General features: G+C 66.0%; 19 protein-coding genes. 15 read left to right on the forward strand and 4 right to left on the reverse strand.

From position 1 onward, the window contains the following. The first annotated feature begins 2 nt into the window (after nucleotides 1-2). Nucleotides 3-836, forward strand: a complete 834-nt coding sequence (locus tag G3W89_RS13680; RefSeq protein ID WP_162574590.1) for a c-type cytochrome — start codon at nucleotides 3-5, stop codon at nucleotides 834-836. A 39-nt stretch (nucleotides 837-875) separates the two neighbouring features. Here G3W89_RS13680 and G3W89_RS13685 read toward each other — a convergent pair whose 3' ends face one another. Beyond that, on the reverse strand, nucleotides 876-1,283 hold the full coding sequence (locus G3W89_RS13685) for a GreA/GreB family elongation factor (protein ID WP_162574591.1): 408 nt from the start codon (nucleotides 1,281-1,283) through the stop codon (nucleotides 876-878). A gap of 451 nt (nucleotides 1,284-1,734) precedes the next feature. Here G3W89_RS13685 and G3W89_RS13690 point away from each other — a divergent pair, with 451 nt between their 5' ends. From G3W89_RS13690 to G3W89_RS13725, 8 genes are all read left to right on the forward strand, one after another. After that, the gene (locus G3W89_RS13690; RefSeq protein ID WP_162574592.1) at nucleotides 1,735-2,790 is read left to right on the forward strand and encodes a TRAP transporter substrate-binding protein; all 1,056 of its coding nucleotides are present in this window, start codon (nucleotides 1,735-1,737) and stop codon (nucleotides 2,788-2,790) included. A gap of 34 nt (nucleotides 2,791-2,824) precedes the next feature. Next, a complete protein-coding gene (locus G3W89_RS13695; protein WP_162574593.1) occupies nucleotides 2,825-3,940 on the forward strand; it encodes an LLM class flavin-dependent oxidoreductase in 1,116 nt (371 codons plus the stop codon). Nucleotides 3,941-4,024: 84 nt separating this feature from the next. Beyond that, nucleotides 4,025-5,059 (forward strand): TRAP transporter substrate-binding protein, encoded by a 1,035-nt coding sequence (locus G3W89_RS13700; protein ID WP_162574594.1) that lies wholly within the window; start codon nucleotides 4,025-4,027, stop codon nucleotides 5,057-5,059. Between the two features lie 45 nt (nucleotides 5,060-5,104). Continuing rightward, nucleotides 5,105-6,145 carry a TRAP transporter substrate-binding protein gene (locus G3W89_RS13705; RefSeq protein ID WP_162574595.1) on the forward strand — a complete coding sequence of 347 codons (1,041 nt, stop codon included), beginning with the start codon at nucleotides 5,105-5,107 and terminating at the stop codon, nucleotides 6,143-6,145. A gap of 200 nt (nucleotides 6,146-6,345) precedes the next feature. Next, entirely contained in the window at nucleotides 6,346-7,377 is a 1,032-nt protein-coding gene (locus G3W89_RS13710) for a TRAP transporter substrate-binding protein (RefSeq protein ID WP_162574596.1), read from the forward strand. Between the two features lie 13 nt (nucleotides 7,378-7,390). After that, nucleotides 7,391-7,897, forward strand: coding sequence for a TRAP transporter small permease (locus G3W89_RS13715; protein WP_162574597.1), 507 nt, complete (start codon nucleotides 7,391-7,393; stop codon nucleotides 7,895-7,897). A gap of 38 nt (nucleotides 7,898-7,935) precedes the next feature. Beyond that, nucleotides 7,936-9,231 carry a TRAP transporter large permease gene (locus G3W89_RS13720; protein ID WP_162574598.1) on the forward strand — a complete coding sequence of 432 codons (1,296 nt, stop codon included), beginning with the start codon at nucleotides 7,936-7,938 and terminating at the stop codon, nucleotides 9,229-9,231. 4 nt (nucleotides 9,232-9,235) lie between these two features. Continuing rightward, nucleotides 9,236-10,177: an SDR family NAD(P)-dependent oxidoreductase gene (locus G3W89_RS13725; protein WP_162574599.1), complete on the forward strand. Its 942-nt coding sequence runs from the start codon at nucleotides 9,236-9,238 to the stop codon at nucleotides 10,175-10,177. A gap of 64 nt (nucleotides 10,178-10,241) precedes the next feature. On the opposite strand, the gene G3W89_RS13730 is transcribed toward G3W89_RS13725, so the two are convergent. Continuing rightward, complete coding sequence (locus tag G3W89_RS13730) at nucleotides 10,242-10,415, reverse strand: hypothetical protein (protein ID WP_162574600.1); 174 nt, start codon at nucleotides 10,413-10,415, stop codon at nucleotides 10,242-10,244. 88 nt (nucleotides 10,416-10,503) lie between these two features. Then, nucleotides 10,504-12,315: an acyclic terpene utilization AtuA family protein gene (locus G3W89_RS13735; RefSeq protein ID WP_162574601.1), complete on the reverse strand. Its 1,812-nt coding sequence runs from the start codon at nucleotides 12,313-12,315 to the stop codon at nucleotides 10,504-10,506. Nucleotides 12,316-12,420: 105 nt separating this feature from the next. Between G3W89_RS13735 and G3W89_RS13740 the strand changes: the two genes are divergently transcribed. The 3 genes from G3W89_RS13740 to G3W89_RS13750 are packed head-to-tail and all read left to right on the forward strand — an operon-like array spanning nucleotide 12,421 to nucleotide 15,328. Further along, nucleotides 12,421-13,317, forward strand: coding sequence for a succinate--CoA ligase subunit alpha (locus G3W89_RS13740; protein WP_162574602.1), 897 nt, complete (start codon nucleotides 12,421-12,423; stop codon nucleotides 13,315-13,317). Further along, nucleotides 13,314-14,513, forward strand: a complete 1,200-nt coding sequence (locus G3W89_RS13745; RefSeq protein ID WP_162574603.1) for an ATP-grasp domain-containing protein — start codon at nucleotides 13,314-13,316, stop codon at nucleotides 14,511-14,513. Before G3W89_RS13740 ends, G3W89_RS13745 begins: the two co-directional genes overlap by 4 nt. Further along, a complete protein-coding gene (locus G3W89_RS13750) occupies nucleotides 14,510-15,328 on the forward strand; it encodes an enoyl-CoA hydratase-related protein (RefSeq protein WP_162574604.1) in 819 nt (272 codons plus the stop codon). The genes G3W89_RS13745 and G3W89_RS13750 overlap by 4 nt, the downstream gene beginning before the upstream one ends. A gap of 22 nt (nucleotides 15,329-15,350) precedes the next feature. On the opposite strand, the gene G3W89_RS13755 is transcribed toward G3W89_RS13750, so the two are convergent. Next, nucleotides 15,351-16,121 carry a GntR family transcriptional regulator gene (locus tag G3W89_RS13755; protein WP_162574605.1) on the reverse strand — a complete coding sequence of 257 codons (771 nt, stop codon included), beginning with the start codon at nucleotides 16,119-16,121 and terminating at the stop codon, nucleotides 15,351-15,353. 201 nt (nucleotides 16,122-16,322) lie between these two features. Between G3W89_RS13755 and G3W89_RS13760 the strand changes: the two genes are divergently transcribed. The 3 genes from G3W89_RS13760 (at nucleotide 16,323) to G3W89_RS13770 (ending at nucleotide 19,615) form a co-directional block, all read left to right on the forward strand. Further along, the gene (locus G3W89_RS13760) at nucleotides 16,323-17,255 is read left to right on the forward strand and encodes a tripartite tricarboxylate transporter substrate binding protein (RefSeq protein WP_162574606.1); all 933 of its coding nucleotides are present in this window, start codon (nucleotides 16,323-16,325) and stop codon (nucleotides 17,253-17,255) included. Nucleotides 17,256-17,426: 171 nt separating this feature from the next. Beyond that, nucleotides 17,427-18,596, forward strand: a complete 1,170-nt coding sequence (locus G3W89_RS13765) for an acyl-CoA dehydrogenase family protein (protein ID WP_232076533.1) — start codon at nucleotides 17,427-17,429, stop codon at nucleotides 18,594-18,596. Then, on the forward strand, nucleotides 18,596-19,615 hold the full coding sequence (locus G3W89_RS13770; protein WP_174258260.1) for an NADP-dependent oxidoreductase: 1,020 nt from the start codon (nucleotides 18,596-18,598) through the stop codon (nucleotides 19,613-19,615). Before G3W89_RS13765 ends, G3W89_RS13770 begins: the two co-directional genes overlap by 1 nt. Nucleotides 19,616-19,666 lie beyond the last annotated feature (51 nt).

A 19,666-nucleotide genomic window follows, 5' to 3' on the forward strand; every position in this document is an offset into this window, starting at 1 on the left:
CCATGCGAACCTTCAAGACCGTCCTGCTCACGTCCGCGGTGCTTGGCCTCGTCGCCGCGGCCGGTGCGGCAGCGGTGGTGTACGGCGGGCTCTACAACGTGGCGGCGACATCCCAACACATCCAGCCGGTGCATACGGTGCTCGAAACCGCGATGCGCCAATCAGTCCGGCTGCGTGCCCGTGCCATCGAGGTGCCGCGGCTGGACGACCCGCAACTGGTGATGCGCGGCGCGGCCTGCTTCCGCGCCAAGTGCCAGCAATGCCACGGTGGCCCCGGGGTGGCGCAGGGCGACATCGGCAAGAGCATGCAGCCGCTGCCCGGCCCGCTGGTGGATGCGCGCCATCACTGGAAGTCGCGAGAGCTCTATTGGGTGACGAAGCACGGCATCAAGATGAGCGGCATGCCGGCTTGGGAATACCGCCTCGCGGAGGAGGACCTGTGGGCGGTGGTCGCGTTTCTCGAGCGCCTGCCCGACCTGACGGCGCGGGACTATGCCGAGCAGACGGAGGGGCCGGCAACCTGCGGCCCGGGCGAAGCAGTGACGAGCGGCACACTGGGCGACGCGCGGCGCGGCGCGCAAGCGCTGCACCAGTACGCGTGCAATGCGTGCCACAGCATTCCCGGCATCACGGGGTCTTCGGTCCATGTCGGCCCGCCACTCGATGGCATCGCGCGCCGCACGATGATCGGTGGCCGCTTCGCCAACACGCCCGACAGCATGGTGCGCTGGCTGCGCCGCACGCACGAGGTCGATCCGCGCACGGCGATGCCGGAGATGGGCGTGACCGAGCAGGACGCGCGCGACATCGCGGAGTTCCTGTCGACGCTCGATTGAATTTGCAGCTTGCGGCCGCGTGTGGCCGTCAAGAGGCGATCAGGTCGTGTAGTCGCCGCTGGCTTCGGGCTGGAACGAAATCTCGGTCACCCGGGCGCTGCCCTCGGCGCCGCCGGGCAATGTCCAGTGCGCCGTGGCGCCGAGGCGCAGGCCGATGAGGCTGATGCCCACGGGCGACAGCACCGAGACGAACCCCGATGCAGGATCGGCGTCGTGGGGATAGCAAACCACAAGCTTGCGGCGCTCGCCCGAGCGCGCGTCGACGACCGTCACTTGCGAATACATGGTCACGATGTCAGACGGGACCTCGCGCGAGCGGATCACGTCGGCGGACTCGAGCAGGGCCTCGAGTATCGAATGATGCGGGGACGTGTCGAGCAGCTTGGCGAGGCGGGCGTGATCGAGTTCGGTGAGCGTGCGCTCGCCGAGAAGAAGCGTGGTGGACATGAAGCACTCCAATCGAATGGCGGACGCGCTGCACAAGGCAAAGGCGCTCGCGAATGCGCGGGGCTGGGGCCCGGCGATCGATGGTTGCGCTAAAGAAGGGAGAAGGGGGATCGCCGGGCGGAGGAGGGTGCAGCCGACACGTGCTGCCCGCACGGCTTGGTGCCCTCTGCGCGGGCCACCCGAAGCACGCTCGCGCGCATGACGCGCATGGCAGCGTCGAGGCGGAAGTGGGTGAAGACCGAGATGGGCATCGGACCATTCTAGGCCGGGTTGGCGTCATGACGCAGATGCGGGGACTCCCTCGATTGACAAAGCCCCAAGTCCTATTAATAATTCTTTCGCCATCTGACGTTTTCGCGTCGAGGAGGCGGCTCACATCACTTGGTACGGCGAGCCCGAGAAGTCCCATAAAAAGTCCTATTGACCCATTGTTAAGTCAGGAGACATCCGCATGCGCATCGTATCGTCCCTTCTTGGCCTCGTCCTGGCCGCAGGCACGGCTGCCACTCCGATCATGGCGGCGGCACAGGCTGCCGCGCAGCCTATCGTCCTGAAGTACTCGTCCTACCATCCACAGACCATCTGGTTCACCAGCAAAGGGATCAACCCCTGGATCGCCGAGGTCGAGAAGGCAACCCAGGGCCGCGTGAAGATCGAGACCCTGCCCAAGACGGTCGGCACGCCGGCGAGTGCCTTCGAGGTGGCTCGCGACGGGCTGGCAGACATGTCGATTGTGATTGCCGGTTACACACCCGGGCGCTTTCCCCTGGCGGAGATGGGCGAGCTGCCCTTTGCCGGCGATGACGCATCGACGATGTCCCCTGCGTTCGACCGCATCTACCGCAAGCACTTCGCCAAGGCCGAAGAGTTCAAGGGCGTCGAGGTGCTGAGCATCTTCACGATCTCGCCCGGTCATATCTTCACCACCAAGCGGCAAGTCAAGACCTTCGACGACCTCAAGGGACTGAAGCTGCGCAGCCCGGGCGCGACATCGACCCGCTCGCTCACGCTGATGGGCGCCGTGCCGATCCTGAAGTCGTTCACCGAGGCGCACGAGATGCTGTCCACCGGCGCGATCGACGGCAGCCTCATGCTCAAGGAGACCGTGAAGTCCGGCAACGCGGTCGACTTGCTGAAGTACGGCACGCTGGTGCCTGGCGGGGTCTTCAATGCCGTGCTGGCCGTGGTGGTCAACGCCGACAAGTGGAAGGCCATCCCGGAAGCCGATCGCAAGGCCATCATGTCAGTCTCGGGCGAAGCCATGGCCCGTCACATGGGCCTCGCCTACGTCGAGGCCGACAAGGAAGCCGTCGGACTCATGACGCAGGCCAAGTACGTCGTCGAGACGGCCAGCCCTGCGCTGATGGCGGACATGAAGAAGGCGCTCGCGCCGCAAGAGTCCGAGTGGGTCGAGCGCGCCAAGAAGAAGGGCATTGCCGACCCGATGGCCGTGCTCAACGAGTTCCGCCAGGAGTCCGTGAAGCCCAGTGTCGCGACGGCGCGCTGAACGGCATCCCTCATCGCAACGGAGACTTTCTTCCATGGACCTCGGCTTTTTCACGATGCCCCTTCATCCGCTGTCGCGGAATTACCCCGACACCCTGGATGAGGATCGCCAGGCGATCATCCTGGCGGATCAGCTGGGGTTCACGGAAGCATTCGTTGGCGAGCATGTGACCGACCTCTCGGAGCCGATCAGCTCGTCGCTGATGTTCCTTGCCTCGCTGGCCTCCGATACAAGGCAGATCCGCCTGGGCAGCGGCACGGTCAACTTGCCGAACAACCATCCGGTGGCGGTGGCGGCGCAGGTGGCCATGCTGGACAACCTCCTTCGAGGGCGCTTTCTCCTGGGCATCGGGCCGGGCGGACTCAAGTCGGATTCCGAAGCCTTCGGCAACCTGGACGAGGACCGCACGGCGATGTTCGTCGAGTCCATCGACCACATCCTGGCCATGTGGCAGGACGAGCCGCCGATCGTGCGCGAAGGCAAGTACTGGAACATCCGGACGGATCGCACCTTTGTGCGCGAACTGGGACAGGGCGTCATGTTGAGGCCCTACCAGAACCGCATACCGGACATTTTCGCGACCGTGGTGGCGCCGTATTCCAAGGGGATCGTCGCCGCGGCCGAACGCGGCTGGCTGCCGATCACCGGCGACATGCTGCAAGGCGTGTGGAAGGCAACGCACTGGCCGCTCTACGAGAAGGGTTGCCAGAACGTCGGCCGCGTGGCCGACCGCCAGGACTGGCGGGTCGCGGTGAACATCTTCGTCGGCGACGATGCCGCCACGGCGAAGCGCTACGGCGGCAGCGCGGACGGGCCTTACGGGCAGCGCTGGGAGAGCTTGCGCACGCGCTTCGTCTTCAACGGCCGGATGGATCTGTTCAAGCCGGACCTGAAGCTGCCCGACTCGGCGATCGACGCGCAGTACCTGGTCGATACGCTGACGATCAGCGGAACGCCCGAGGTGGTGGCCGAGAAGCTGCTCGCCCATCACGATGCCCTGGGTGGCTTCGGCACCGTTCTCTATGTCGGTGCCGACTGGATGGACACAAAGCTGGCGCGCCGTTCGATGGAGCTGATGGCCACGCGTGTCATGCCCATGGTCAACGCCGCGTTGGCAGACCGGGAACCACGTACCGGCACCCTCGGTTGAGCGTTGTTCAGCACTTTCCGCTCGGCGCCTCGCCGCGGCCCAACGCGAAAAAAAGCATACCCCCGAGAGGGGAAGGAGACATCCATGAAGCCCATGGTCCTGGCTGCCGCTCTCTGGCTGGCGGCAGCGTTTCCAGCCACTGCTGAGACCCTGATCCGGTATTCGAACTGGTTGCCCGTCAAGCACCAGATGCACGCGGAAGTCTTCGTTCCCTGGATGGCCGAGGTCGAAAAGATCACGCAAGGCCGCGTCAAGTTCGAGATCCTTCCGAAGCTGGTGGGCACCGTGCCGACGCAGTTCGACGTGGTCCGCGACGGGCTGGCCGACATGGCGGTGTTCGTCCCCGGGTTCTCTCCCGGCCGCTTCGAGTTGATCGAGGTCACGGAGCTGCCGCTTCTGGCAGACGAACCCACCGTCATCTCGCCGGCGGCAAATGCGCTCTACACGAAGCACCTGGCGAAGTACGACGAGTTCAAGGGTGTGCACATGGTGAGCCTCTTCTCGACGGCTGCCGGACACATCTACACGGCCAAGAAGCCGATGCGCTCGATCGGGGACCTCAAGGGGCTGAAGCTGCGCACCTCGCTGGCAAGCAACGGCCCGGCCATGATCGCGCTCGGAGCGGTGCCGATCCAGAAGGGAACCAACGAGATCTACGAACTGGTGACCAGCGGCGTCGTCGACGGCACCTTGTGGACCAAGGAAGGCCCGGCCGGCTTCAGCATGGTCAACGGCACCTTGAACCACATGCTCTTGGTCCCCGGCGGTCTGTACAACTCCATCCTGGCGCTCGCGATCAACCAAGACAAGTGGAACACCATCGCCCCGAACGATCGCGATGCCATCACGAAGATCTCGGGCGATGTGATGGCCAAGGCGATAGGCGAGTCCTACAGCCGCGCCGACGAGCGAGGCCTCCAGATGATGAAGGCCGCGGGGGCGAACGTCGTCACGGCAGACGGCGAGTTCCTGGCCGCCATCCGCCGGGCGCTGTCGCCTGCGGAGGCGACCTGGATCGCGAAGGCCAAAAAGAAGGGGATGGCCAATCCGGAAGCCGTCCTCGCCGACTTCAAGGCCGACATTGCCGCACGCCAGCGGGCGTTCGAACGCGCTCGTTAGCCCCGCGCCCACGCCGCATCGACCCACCACGAAAGGAGACATCACATGAAAAAATTCGCGCTCTGCCTCGCCATCTCGTTGGCGAGCGCCGCCCCGGCCTGGTCGCAGACGATCCTGCGCTACTCGAACTGGCTGCCTGCCAAGCACCAGATGCATTCCGAGGTCTTCGTACCCTGGATGGCCGAGGTGGAAAAGATCACCGAGGGACGCGTCAAGTTCGAGATCCTGCCGAAGATGGTCGGCACCGTGCCGACGCAGTTCGACGTGGTTCGTGATGGCCTGGCGGACATGGCCGTGTTCGTCCCCGGGTTCTCTCCAGGACGCTTCGACCTGATCGAGATGGCCGAGCTTCCCCTGGTCGCCGACGAGCCCAACGTGATGGCGCCTGCCGTCGCGCAGCTCTATGCGAAGCAGCTCGCGAAGTACAACGAGTTCAAGGGCGTGCACATCGTCAGCATCTTCACCACGGCCGCCGGACACGTCTACACCGCGAAGAAGCCGGTGCGGTCCATGGAGGACTTCAAGGGCGTCAAGCTCCGTACCTCGTTGGCTGCCAACAGCCCCGCCGTGCAGGCGCTGGGCGCGGTGCCGGTGCAAAAGGGGACCAATGAAATCTACGAGCTCGTGTCTTCCGGCGTGCTGGACGGAACCCTCTTGAGCAAGGAAGGCGTGGTCAGCTTCAGCCTGGTCAACACCCTCAACAACCTGACGATCATTCCGGGCGGCATCTACAACTCCGTGCTGTCGCTGGCGATCAACGAGGACAAGTGGAAGGCGATCTCCGCGAAGGACCAGGAAGCCATCACGAAGATCTCGGGCGAGGCCATGGCCAAGGAAGTCGGACGGGCCTATAGCAAGGCCGATGCGAATGCCGTCGCGGCGATGAAGCAGGCGGGCAAGACCGTGATCGTCGCCGAGGGCGATTTCTACAAGCAGATCAAGCAGTCGCTGTCCTACGCCGAGGCAACGTGGATCGCCAAGGCGAAAAAGAAGGGCATGGCCAATCCGGAGGCGGTGCTGGCGGAGTTCCGTGCGGACATCGTCGCGCGGCACCAGGCACTCGGCGTTCCGATGATCGGCCAGTGAACGGCACGCGTGATGCGCGAAGAGTTTGCAGGCCTCACGGTGCGCGTAGCCGACCTCCAACTTCGATCTCTCCAGCCATGACAAGTACTATTGACAGGTAAACAGGCAAAGGCGTAGATTGGCTGGGCGGATTTTCCGCGGCGACGACAACCCCCAGACGCCCGCCCCCAACGGGACATGACAGTCGATGGAGACAACAGATGCACAAGCTCAAGACAATTGTTCGGACTGCCGCGATCGGTCTGCTTCTTGCGGCCACTACCGCGTTGGCGCAGGCCCAGGCGCCAGTCGTCGTGAAGTACTCCTCGTGGCTGCCCCCCACGCATTGGCTGAATACGACCGCCGTGATTCCCTGGATGGCCGAGGTCGAGAAGGCGACACAGGGCCGGGTCAAGATCGAGATGCTGCCCAAGACCGTCGGCACGCCGCCCACGCAGTTCGACGTGGTTCGCGACGGCCTGGCGGATCTCAGCCTGATCGTGACGGGCTACACCCCGGGCCGATTCGAGTTGGCGGAGATGGGCGAGCTTCCCTTCCTCGGCGAGGATCCGACCATCATGTCCCCGGCGTTCGACCGGGTGTACCGAAAGCACTTCGCGAGCGCCAACGAATTCAAGGGCGTGGAGGTGATGAGCATCTTCACGATAGCCCCGGGACACATCTTCACGTCGAAGAAGCAGATCAAGAGCGTCGATGACCTCAAGGGCATGAAGCTTCGCAGCGCCTCGGCCACCGGCACGCGGGCCCTGACGCTGTTGGGTGCGGTGCCGATCCTGAAGTCGTCCACCGAAGCCTTCGAAATGCTGTCGACAGGCGCCATCGACGGAAGCCTGATGCTGCAGGAGACGGTGAAGTCGACCAACTCGGTGGGCCTCCTGCACTACGGCTTGCTCGTTCCGGGCGGGTTGTTCAACTCCTCGCTCGCCGTCATCGTCAACGGCGACAAGTGGAAGACGATCTCGCCGGCCGACCAGCGCGCGATCATGGGCGTGTCCGGTGAAGCACTGGCGGCGAAGATCGGCCGCGCCTATGCGGCGGCCGACCAGTCCAGCATCGATGCGATGAAGGAAGCCAAGTACGTCCTGGAGCGCGCCAACCCGGCATTGGCGGAGGGCCTTCGCAAGGCGCTGAGCCCCATCGAGGACGAGTGGATCGCCAAGGCAAAGAAGAAGGGCGTTGCCGATCCGGCCGCCGCACTTGCCGAGTTCCGCGCCGCAGTCCAGTCCCGCTAAAGGGCACAACGCCATGTATCACCGAATCGAACGCGCGGCAGTGAACCTGGCAGCAGTGCTGCTGTTCGGCCTGATGCTCCTGACCTTTGTCGACGTGGCCGGACGCAATCTGTTCAACAAGCCGCTCACGGGGGCCTCCGAACTGACCGAAATTCTTCTGGCGCTCGTCATTTTCCTGATGCTGCCGCAAGTCGCTCGGCGCAACGAACACATCGTGATCGACCTGATCGACCAGGTCTGCAGCCCCATGGTGCGCAAGGCGCTTGACGCGTTCGCCTGCGTGCTGGCATCCATCATGTTCGGCCTGATCGCCTGGCAGTGCTGGATTCTCGCGAACAGGGCGATCGGCTATGGCGACAGGACCGCTGCGCTTCAAATCCCGGTCGGTCCGGTCCTCTATGGGTTGGCCATCATGGCCGGGATCGTTTCGGTGGCCTCGCTGCTTGCGATCGTTCCGCGGAACCGGAGATCGGATCTGGCGGCCGATGCTGAACCCGCGCATGAGCCCGTCGTCGTCTGACGCTTGCAACCTTCAGTCCATAACTTCTCGGAGCCACCATGTACGCAGCAAGCGCGGGTTTCCTGTTTTCATTCGTGCTGATCTTCATGCGCGTCCCGATTGCGGTGGCACTGGGGCTCACGGGCGTCGTCGGTTTCGGCCTGACCGCCGGTTGGACCCAGTCGTTCGTGATGCTGGCGCTGACCACTCGCGAAGCGGCGATGACGTATTCGATGGTCGTCATTCCCTTGTTCATCCTGATGGGCAACCTGGTCGCGGGCACCGGCGTGTCCAAGGAGCTCTACCGCGCCGCACAGGCCTTCCTGGGACGGCAGCGCGGGGGCCTGGCAAGCGCCACCGTGCTGTCCTGCGGCGGCTTTGCCATGGTGTGCGGCTCGAGTGTCGCCACCGTGGTGACGATGGGGAAGGTGGCGCTGCCCTCGATGCGGTCGTTCAACTACGACGACCGGCTGAGCGCCGCGACCATCGCCGCGGGCGCCACGCTGGGCATCATCATTCCGCCCAGCGTGCTGCTGGTGATCTACGGTGTGATGACCGAGACCCATATCGGCAAGCTGTATGCGGCGGCACTGGTTCCGGGCTTCCTGGGCATCATCGGGTACATCCTGGCCGTCCGCTGGACCGTCTGGCGCAATCCGTCGAGTGCACCTCCCTCGACCGGATCGACCCGCGCAGAGAAGCTGAGCGCGGTGCTGGCGATCTGGCCCATCCTGGTCCTTTTCGGGCTGGTGCTGGGCGGCATCTACAGCGGCCTGTTCACGGCGGCTGAAGCTGCGGGCATCGGCGCCATGGGCGCATTCGCGCTCGGCGTGGCCCGCAAGAAGATGTCGGTCAAGTTGCTGCAGGAAGTCCTGCTCGACACCGCGCGATCCACCGCCGTGATTTTTGGCCTGCTGATCGGCGCGCTGGTGTTCACCGAATTCCTGAACCGCACGGGCGCGCACAACGCGGTGCTCTCGCTCGTGAAGGACCACGGGTTCTCTCCTTTCCAGGTGGTGGCCGTGATCTGCGTGATCTACATCGTCCTGGGTGCGCTCATGGAAGAGCTCTCCATGATCCTCTTGACGGTGCCGCTGTTCTTCCCCGTGGTGACGGGCTTGGGCTATGACGGCGTGTGGTTCGGCGTGCTGGTGATCGTGTTGTGCGAGCTGGGGATGATCGCGCCGCCGGTCGGGATGAACCTGTTCGTCGTCCGCTCGTTCGCGCCGGATATACCGATCAAGACCATCGTGAAGGGGATCGCACCCTTTGCGGTGGCCGATATCGTGAGGATCTTCATCATCGCGGCCTTCCCGATCCTGTCGATGTATCTCCCGAACCTTTTCTACAAGTGAGCCCATGCCCGACCCATCACCCAACCCCGACGAAGCCATGACCCTTCGATTCGATGGCCGGGTGGCCATCGTCACCGGCGCCGGCACGGGCATCGGCCGCATCTATGCCCTGCAGCTTGCCGAACGCGGCGCCAAGGTGGTGGTCAATGATCTCGGCGGAAGCGTGATCGGGCAGGGCGGCTCCAGCCAGGCCGCCGACAGCGTGGTCGCCGAAATCCGCGCCGCGGGCGGCGAGGCGCTGGCCAACTACGACAGCGTGGCCACGGCCGAAGGGGCCGAGCGCATCGTCGCGGCGGCCGTCCAGCACTTCGGCCGGCTCGATGTCCTGATCAACAACGCCGGCAACCTGAAGATGGCCAGGCTGGGCGAGGCGGCGGTGCACGATGTCGATGCGCAGGTGGGCGTGCACCTGATGGGGTCCCTGTACTGCTGCCGCGCGGCCCTGCCCGCGATGCAGCGCCACGGCTACGGCCGCATCGTGCTGACCAGCTCGGGTTCGGGACTGGTGGGCTTTGCCGAACAGGCCGCCTACGGCGCGGCAAAGACCGGCATGGTGGGGCTGATGAACTGCATCTCGCGCGAGTATGGCGAGCAGGGGATCTTCACCAACACCATCGTTCCGACGGCGACCACCCGCATGAGCCAAGGTTTGCTCTGGCCGAAGATGGAGAAGTTCCTGCGCCCCGAGCTGGTCGCGCCGGCCGTGCTGTTCCTGGCCAGCGAAGGCTGCACCTCCAACAGCGGCATGTTCGCTGTCGCCGGTGGGCATGTCGCGAAGCTGGAAGTGCACAAGGCGCCGGGCGTCCAGTTCGACCCGAACCAGGCGGTCACGCCGGAGATGGTCGCCATGCGCTTCGATACGGTGTGCGACATGTCAGGCGCGACCGAGTTTCGCGGCACGCAGGCGGCCATGGAGAAGATGCTGACCGAGATGGGCGTCATGTAAGCCGCACTCGCGCGCAAAGAAAGGCGTCATCCCGGTTCCGGCGGGGATGACGCTTTCGGCTTTTTCAAGCAGGCAGGCGCCTGGGCGCCCAGCGCGCGGTGAACGACGGGCTCGCGAACAACACGGTGTGGCCCATCAGGAAGAGGGCGCCGATGCCATGGAGCCCGGCGCTGAGCACCAGCGTGTCGAGATCGCGCGCCACGCGAGGTGCCAGGGCGCTGCCGGCGGCGAACATCATCACCGACAGCAGCACCAGCAGGTCGCCGACGCAGGCGCAGCGGGCCGTCGGCCGCGTCGGGTGCGGCCGCAGCAGTCGCGCCCATGGGTCAGGACGCGATCGTTCCCTGGAACCCGGGGTCGATCTCCGGCAGCCAGGCCTTGGGGATGTCGACCGGGTGGGTCAACGCAATCTGGCTGAAGGTCTTGCCCAGCGGGTCGTTGCGCAGCGATGCCGCACCGCCGCCGCCGAGGGCCTCGTCGAGGACGTAGTTGTAGGCGTGGATGCCCGGGACCTCGTAGCGGTGCACACGGCCCTTCGCCAGGTGATCGAACCAGTCACGCATGGCGGCCTCGGTCAGCTGCGTGCCGATGACGGAGGCGAAGCGCGGTTGCCGGGCGATGATCGCCAGGTGTGCCCGGTCGCCCTTGTCGCCGCTGCGCGCCACCGCGATGGCCGACAGCGGCACGGTCACGGTTTCGCCTGCCGGCAAGGGCGCGAGCGAGAAGCGGGCGCCGTCACCCGGCACGAACTCGGGTGCGGACGAGGCGATCTCGACCGCGTTTCGCTCCTTGTCGATCACCACGCTCACAGGCACGCGGCTCTTCGGCCACAGGAAGGAGAACAGCCGGAACACCGCCTGCGGCTTCTGGCGGCCGCTGAAGCCGGTGGTCCCGGGCGCGCCGGCGATGCCCATGGGGGCGATCTCGCCGGCCACGAGTTCCAGCGCCTTGGCGTTGTCGTGATGGAGGGCCAGACGAACCACCACCTCGCGGGCGTCCGACCGGGCATGGGCGCCGAAGGACGGCTGCTCGCTGCCGAGCACCTCGATGCACACGCGCTTGAAGTCTCCGTGCCCGGCCTCTGCCATCAGCCGGCGTGCGCGGGCGACGATCGCGTCCATGGCGCGTTGCCCCATCGCGACGGCGTCCTTGCCGACGAAGGTGAGCGTGGTCGAGAGGCGATGGCCATCCACCCACGTGCCGCTGACCTTGTAGGTCGGCGTGGGCGCCCGTCCGCGCGCGCCGCTTACGCGCACGCGATTGGCGTCGGCCTGTTCGAGGGTCACCGAAGTGAAGTCGCAGGTCACGTCCGGCAGCAGGTAGTTGGCCGGCTCGGTCACCTCGTACAGCATCTGCTCGGAGACGACCAGCGGGGTGATGAGCCCGCCGGTGCCCGCGGGCTTGCTCAGCACGAACGTGCCATCGGCTTCGCATTCGGCGATGGGGTAGCCCATGTCCTCCCATCCGGGCACCTTCCACCAGTCGGTGAACAAGCCGCCCGTGGTCTGCGTCGTGCATTCGAGGATGTGGCCGACGAGACTGCCGGCCGCGAGACGGTCGTAGTCCCCGGGCTTCCAGTCGAAGCGATGGACGAGTGCAGCGAGTGCCAGGGCACTGTCGGCGCAGCGCCCGGTGATGACCACCTCGGCGCCCTGGCGCAGCGCCGCCGCGATCGGGAAGGCACCGAGATAGGCGTTCATGCTGGTCAGGCCTTCGGGCAGCGGCGCGCCGGAGAACGCCTCGCGCACACCCGCGGCGCTCACTTCCTCGCGATGAGGCAGCAGGTCGTCGCCTTCGATCACCGCGATGCGGAGGCTCACGCCGGCCGCGTCCGCCGCCGCGCGCAGGGCCTGAGCGCAGGCCTGCGGATTCATGCCGCCGGCGTTGCTCAGGAGCGTGGTCCCGCGCTGCTTGAGCGTCTTGAGGTGCGGGCCTAGGGCCTTCACGAAGTCAGTTGCATAGCCGAGCTCCGCATTGCGGCTCTTGGCGCTGGCCATGATGGAGAGTGTGAGTTCGGCAAGGTAGTCGAACACCAGCACGTCGACGTCGCCGCGTTGGATCAGTTGTTCGACGCCCTTGTTGCTGTCTCCCCAGAAGGCGCTGGCGCCACCGATGCGCAGCGTGTCCTTGTTTGCCATCACTATTCCTTTCATGCAGGGGTGTTTCGAGCCTGGAGTTTCCTGTTAGCATATCGTCCTGTCAATAGTACTTCTCGAAGATTCACTCATGGAGCGCTGTGCGGCATGGCGATCTTGCTGACCTCTGGAACCCGCGTCCTGGCCGTCAATGCGACCGGTGCGTATGGCGGCGGCCAGGTGCGCGCGATGCGTGGATTCGGCACGCAGGTGGTGGCTCATGTGGCGCCCGGTCGCACTGGCGAGATTGAGGGACTGCCGGTATTTGCCACCATCGCGGATGCGGTGAAGGCCACACAGGCAAGCGCCGCGGCCATCTTCACGCCGGCGGCTGGCGTGCGTGATTCCCTGGACGAGGCCGCGCGTGCGGGCCTGACACTCGCTTTCGCGGCTGCGGAGTTCGTGCCCGTGCATGACGTGCTGCGCGCCGCACAGCAGGCGCGAGAAGCCGGGTTGTGGATCGTGGGCCCGAACTCCAGCGGCATGGCATCGCCCGGGCAGGCCGTGCTCGGGGCCATTCCCCCTGGCATGACACGCCCAGGCCGCATCGGCGTGATGGGCCGAAGCGGCACGCTCACCATGAACGTCTGCCGGGCGCTGAGCCGGGCCGGGCTTGGCCAGAGCTCGGTCGTGCACATCGGCGGCGACGTGGTGTGCGGACGCAATCCGCACGAATGGCTCGGCCTGTTCATCGCCGATCGGCAGACCGACCTGGTGGTCTATCTCGGAGAGCCCGGCGGCACCAAGGAGTACGCCATGCTGGACGCCGTGCGCAGTGCCGGGAAGCCGGTGGTGGCGCTGGTAGTCGGCCGCCATGTTCCCAAGGAGCGCCGCATGGGCCATGCAGGCGCCTTGGTCGGCAGCGAACGCGAAACCGCTGCCGCCAAGATCGATGCGCTCGCCGCGGCGGGTGCGCATATCGCCAGGTCCCCGGACGAGGTGGTCGAGATCGCCGGGCGCCTGCTCGGTCAGCCTGCGCCGACTGCGTTGGAGTCGCCCGCATGAATCTCGTCGAGTTCGAGGCGAAGGCGCTGCTGCGCCGGGCCGGCTTGCCGCTGCCGGCCGGCACCGTCGCCGATGAATCCGCCGCCATCGCCATGCCGGCGCCCTGTGTCTTGAAGGCGCAGATCGCCGAAGGCGGACGGGGCAAGCGCGGGCTCATCCTGCCCGTGACCGTCGGCGACGATGGCGCGTCGCAACTGAGCCTGCTGCGCGATCGGATGCGGTCACAAGGGCACGATGCGCCCTGTGTCCTGGTGGAGGAGTCCATCGCAGCGGCGCAGGAGTGCTACTTCAGCTGGAGCATCGATGACGTGGCGCAGGACTACGTCCTGCAATTTTCGATGCAGGGTGGCGTCGAGGTCGAATCGCGGGCCCACACCCTGCGCAGGCTGCTTTTCAGGCCATGCCATGTGCCGGCCGCCCATGAGTTCATCCACTTCTTCGCACAGGCAGGCGCACAAGGGCGAACGGTGGGTGCGCTTTGTCGCTTTGCCAGCGCGTCCTGGCGCGTATTCGTCCAGGAAGACGCGCAACTGCTGGAGATCAATCCGCTGGCCGTGCTGCCTTCCGGCGAGGTGATGGCGCTGGACGCCAAGCTGGTGCTCGATGACAACGCCGCTGCCCGCCACCTGGACTGGCCGGCGCTGTATTCCTCCCGTCTGGCGGATCGCCAGGCCACGGCGCTCGAGCGCCGCGCCGCGGCCAACGGCTTCGCGTTCGTCGAGCTCGATGGTGAGATTGCCATGTTGGCCGGCGGCGCGGGCATCGGCATGGCCATCCTGGATATCCTGGCCGACGCAGGCATGCCGGCGGCCAATTTCGCGGATGCTTCCGGCGGAAGTGGTGCGGACGTCTTCGAGACGCTGGGGCGCATTGCCTTCGAGCGTGCAGCCCGGCCGGACGTGACCGCCATCCTGATGTACTTCACCCTGGCCGCGACCTCGGTCGCCAGCGTCGTGAAGGGAATCATGGCGCTGCTGAATGCTGCCGCGCCGCCGAAGCCGCTGGTGATCGGCTTGCTCTGCTCGGGCGCCGGCGAACGCGAGATGACTTTTGCCCAGGCCCGCGACGCCTTCGCCGCGCGCGGGCTGCGTTGCGAGCCCGGCCTGCCCGAAGCGCTGGATGCGCTGGCGCAAGTGCGCCTGCCGCGCCGGGTCGCCCCACACCCTATCCACGAACAAGACGGAGGTATTCGATGAATGAAGATGGTTGCGCGAGCGACAAGGATTGCAGCCGCGCCAACGGCGATCTGCTGGTGGCCCGCGAGGGCAGCATCCTGCGTCTGACCCTCAATCGGCCGCAGCGCCGCAACGCGCTGACGGATGCGGTGCTCCTCGGCCTGCGCGACGAACTGGCCGCGGCCTCCAGGGACACGACGCTGCGCGCCATCATCCTCACCGGCGCTGGCGACAAGGCCTTCTGCGCCGGTGCCGACCTGACGCCTGGCGATACGCCTTTCCAGCCGGACTTTGCGCGGCTGACGCTGCCGATGGCCGACCTGATGCGGGCGGCGCACGACTGCCACATCCCGATCATCGGCCGCATCAACGGCGTCTGCATGGCGGGGGGGATGGGTCTGTTCGGCCTGTGCGACATGGCCATCGCCGTCGATGACGCACGCTTCGGAATGCCCGAGGTGAAGGTCGGCATCTTCCCGATGCAGATACTCATCGTGCTGCGCGACCTCATTCCGGCGCGCTTTCTCAACGAGATGTGCATGACAGGCAAGCCGATCGACGCCGCGACCGCGTTCTCCATCGGATTGCTGAACAAGGTGGTCCCTGCGGCCCAGCTCGACGCCGCCGTGGACAGCCTCGTGCAAGACCTCCTTGCCGCATCGCCCATGGCCAACCGGCGCGGAAAATATGCACTGCGCGCGGTCGAGGCGATGGCGTTCCCGGAACGCGTGGCGTTCACCGAAACGGCCATCAGCGCAATGATCCAGACCCAGGATGCCCGCGAAGGCCTGGCGGCGTTCAACGAAAAACGGCCACCGCAGTGGAAGAACCGCTGAGGCGCGCGCGCGGCCTCAGAGCTCAACCGGCCTTGATCATCTCCGTCGTGTCCCGCTCGATGCCGAAGCGGTCGCTGCGGAAGGTGAGCAGGGCGTAGTAGAGGATGTCGCCCTTGGCGTCCAGGAACACCCGCCGGATGCGCGCGACGGGCGCGGAAAGCGGGCACTTCAGCAGTTGCGACTCCTCGAGGTCGGCTGCGTCCACCGTGACACGCTCGTGGCAAAGGTGAAGCGCGCCGCGCGACTTGTCGCGCACCAGCCGTGCGATCTTCACCTGTTCTTCGCCCACCTTGCCGAAGCGTTTGTAGATCGGCAGGGAGATGAAATGGGTCGAGACCGAATAGGGCTCGCCGCTTTCGAAGTCGACCTTGCGAATGCGCATGTACGGACCGCGAGCCTTGCCCATGTACGGGTCGCCGAGATAGCCCTCGGGCACGTTGTCACGGCTGATGATGTTGATCTCGTACCGCGGCGTGATCGACGACACCATGTTGATCGACAGGAACAGGGGGTTCTTGTCTTCGGCCGGTGTGTAGGTGACGAAGGTGCGCCGCCCGCGCTGGCTGGACACCAGGCCTTCCTTCATGAGGATCTGCATGGCCTGGCGCACCGTGACGCGCGCGACGTTGAATTCGGCAGCAAGCTCCTCGAGCGTCGGGATCTCCGCGCCGTTGGGCCAGACGCCGCTCTTCACGCGTTCGCGGAGGATTCCGGCAAGTTGGGCATACAGCGTGACCGGCCCGGATTCGAGTCGGTAGGCAGAGGACGAGGGCGAGGGCGAGGGTGCCAGCATGCGTCGGATTGTAGATGGGACATGTAGGCTTTCCCCTCTCCGAACCGGTCTGGGTTGTGCGTCCATACAACATGCGCACGGGGCGTGCAAACCTGATAAAGACTATTGACGATACCTTGGGAGGAGTTTAGTTTTCAGCGCATGAATGAACCCCGTGCTTCATCCGCTTCCCGCCGGTTTGGTGTCGCTGCTGCTGCGCTCTTGCTTGCTCTTTCGGCTGCTACGGCCGCTGCGCGCGATAGTGCTGGCGGTGCAGCCCGCATCGTCGTGGGGAGTGCGGCCGGCGCCAGCTCCGACGCCGTGGCCCGTTTGCTGGCCGACAGCTTCACTCGCACCCTCAACCGCACCTTCATCGTCGACAACAAGCCGGGCGCCTCGAGCAACATCGCTGCCGAGCTGGTCGCCAAGTCGCCCCCGGACGGCAACAACCTGCTCTTGATCTACAACGCCCATCCCGCCGTCGGCGCGCTGTTTCCCCATCTTCCGTTCGATCCGATCAAGGACTTTCGCTCGGTCGGCATGATCGGGACTACTGCCTATGTCCTCGTGGCCACGCCGACTTTGCCAGGACGCAACCTCCGCGAGGTGCTGGTGCAGGCCCGGGCCGCCGCTACGCCACTGTCCTTCGGCTCGACGGGCGCGGGATCGCCGCAGCACCTGACGATGGAGCGCCTGAAGAAGGAGGCGGGCATCGACATCACCATGGTGCACTACAAGGGCGGCGCGCTGGCCAGCAACGATGTGATCGCGGGGCACGTGAACATGGCCCTGGCCACGCCCAGTCTCGCAATGCCGCAGATCAAGGCCGGCCGGCTCAAGGCGCTGGCGGTCACCGGCGACAAGCGCCTGCCCGAGCTGCCGGATGTGCCGACCGTGACTCAGGCCGGATTCCCTCACTTCGTGTCGCTCGGATGGTTCGCGCTCCTGCTGCCGGCGGCCACGCCGGAGGCTGTCGTGCAGCGCTACAACGACGCACTCAACAAGGCCTTGAGCACCTCACCCGTGAAGGAGCGGCTGGAGGCGCAGGGCATCATGCCGACGCCCGGCACCCCCGCAGTGCTCGATCGGCAGGTGCAGGGCGATGCGCAGATGTGGGCCGGGCTGATCAGGGAGCTGAACATCAAGTCCGACTGATCCGGCCTGGGCGGCGCAGGGGGGCTCGATTAGAGCGACCGGCCCATCGATGGATCAGGTCGATTCGATAAAGTCGGTTGACCGCTCATTAGGACTACTCTATTCTTGCCGTTGCCGCGCCGGCATCGGACCTACCCGTGCCGGCGCCAGTCAACCTTGCAGGAGAACCCCATGCCCGGATTGGTCATGACGCCTTTGCGTCAACAGATTCACGACTCCGCCAAGAAGATCTGCGATCGCTTCGACGACGCGTACTGGCTCGACAAGGATCTCAAGCATGAATGGCCGGCGGCCTACCACGCCGCCGCCAAGGAAGCTGGCTGGCTCGGGATCACGATCCCCGAGGAATACGGCGGGGCCGGGCTGGGCGTGACGGAGGCGGCCTTGCTGATGCAGGTCGTCGGCGGATCGGCCGGCGCTATCGCTGCCTGCTCCACCATCCAGGCAGGCGTATTTGGCCCGCATGCAGTCACGGTGCACGGCACCGAGGAGCAGAAGAGGCGCATCCTGCCGCGGCTGGCGACCGGGCAGGACCAGGCCTGCTTTGGTGTGACGGAGCCGGACGCCGGCCTGAACACGACGGCCATCACGACGCGGGCCGTCAGGAGGGGCGATCGCTATATCGTCAATGGCCAGAAGGTCTGGACGTCGACCGCCCAGGTGGTGAACAAGATCATGCTGCTGGCACGGACGACGCCGCTGGAAGAATGCGCACGGCCCACCGACGGCATGACGCTGTTCTGCACCGACTTCGACCGCAAGGCGATCCAGGTGCAGGAGATCGAGAAGCTCGGGCGCGCGGCGGTCGATTCCAACTCCATCTACATCGAAGGGCTCGAAGTGCCGGTGGAAGACCGCATCGGCGAGGAGGGACAGGGCTTCAAGGTCCTGCTGGACAGCCTGAATCCCGAGCGCATCATCATCGCCGCCGAAGTGGTGGGCCTGGGCCGCCGAGCCTTGGGCAAGGCGACCGAGTACGCCAAGGATCGCGTGGTGTTCGGACGCCCCATCGGCAAGAACCAGTCGATCCAGCACCCGCTCGCCGAAAGCTGGATGGAGCTGGAGGCCGCCGACCTCATGACCTGGCACGCGGCCGAACTCTACGACTCCGGCAAGCCCTGCGGCGCCGAGGCGAACGCAGCGAAATACCTGGCGGCCGAGGCCTCGTTCCGCGCGTGCGATCGCGCGGTCCGCACGCACGGGGGCTTCGGATACGCCAAGGAGTTCCATGTCGAGCGCTACCTGCGCGAGACGATCCTGCCGCGCATCGCGCCGGTCAGCCGCGAACTGATCCTGTGCTTCATCGCCGAGAAGGTCCTCGGCCTGCCCAAGTCCTACTGATGCCCTCGAATCGACAGATCGTCCTCACGGCGCGGCCGCGGGGACTGCCCCGGCCCGACGACTTCGCGCTTGTCGAATCGCCGGTCCCATCGCCTGCCGATGGCCAGGTGCTGATGCGCCACGACTGGCTGGGGCTCGCGCCGGCTGCCCGCCTGCGCATGGACGAGGCGGGCTCGTACAGCGCGCCCATGTCGCTGGGCGATGTGGTCTATGGGCAGGCGATCGGCACCGTCCTGCACAGTCGCCACCCTGACTTCGAACCCGGAGACATGGCCATGGCCATGCGCGGTGGCTGGCAAGGCTTTTCCGCATTGCCTGGTGGCGACCTCAACAAGATCGATCCGCAGCTGGCGCCGCCGCCTGCCTGGCTGGGCCCCTTGGGCACTTCCGGACTCGCCGCCTACATCGGCCTCCTCGAACACGGCCGGCCCAGGCAGGGCGAGACGGTGGTGGTGAGCGCCGCTGCCGGCGCGGTGGGCTCGGTAGTGGGGCAGATCGCGCGCATCCACGGGTGTCGCGTCGTGGGCATCGCCGGAGGCGCGGACAAGCAATGCGCCGCGGTCGAGGAGTTCGGCTTCGATGCCTGTGTGGACCACCACGATCCCGATCTGGCGCAGGCCCTCGCGCGCGCCTGCCCCGATGGCATCGACGTGAGTTTCGAGAATGCCGGCGGTGTGTCGCGCGACGCGGTATGGCCCCTCATGGCGCGTGGTGGACGCATCGTCGTGTGCGGCCTCATCTCCGAATACAACGCGCCACCGGCCACGGGCCCTGGCTGGTACCGGCTCTTGACGCAGCGCCTGACGATTCGCGGCTACATCACCTCGGATCACCTGCACTTGCGCGGTGCGTTCGAGCGAGACATGGCGCGCTGGTGGTCCGAGGGGCGGATCCGCATGCGCGAGGACGTGAGCCAGGGGCTGGCCAGCGCGCCCGCTGCCTTCATCGGGATGCTGCAGGGGCACAACCGCGGCAAGGTGCTGGTCTCGCTCGCAGCGGACCACGGGGAAGCGGCATGAGGCCTTCTCTGGCGGACAGGTGAGCGCCTGTCACGGGCGCGTCCGGGCCGG

The organism is Variovorax sp. PBL-H6, assembly GCF_901827155.1.
Taxonomy (GTDB): Bacteria; Pseudomonadota; Gammaproteobacteria; order Burkholderiales; family Burkholderiaceae_C; genus Variovorax.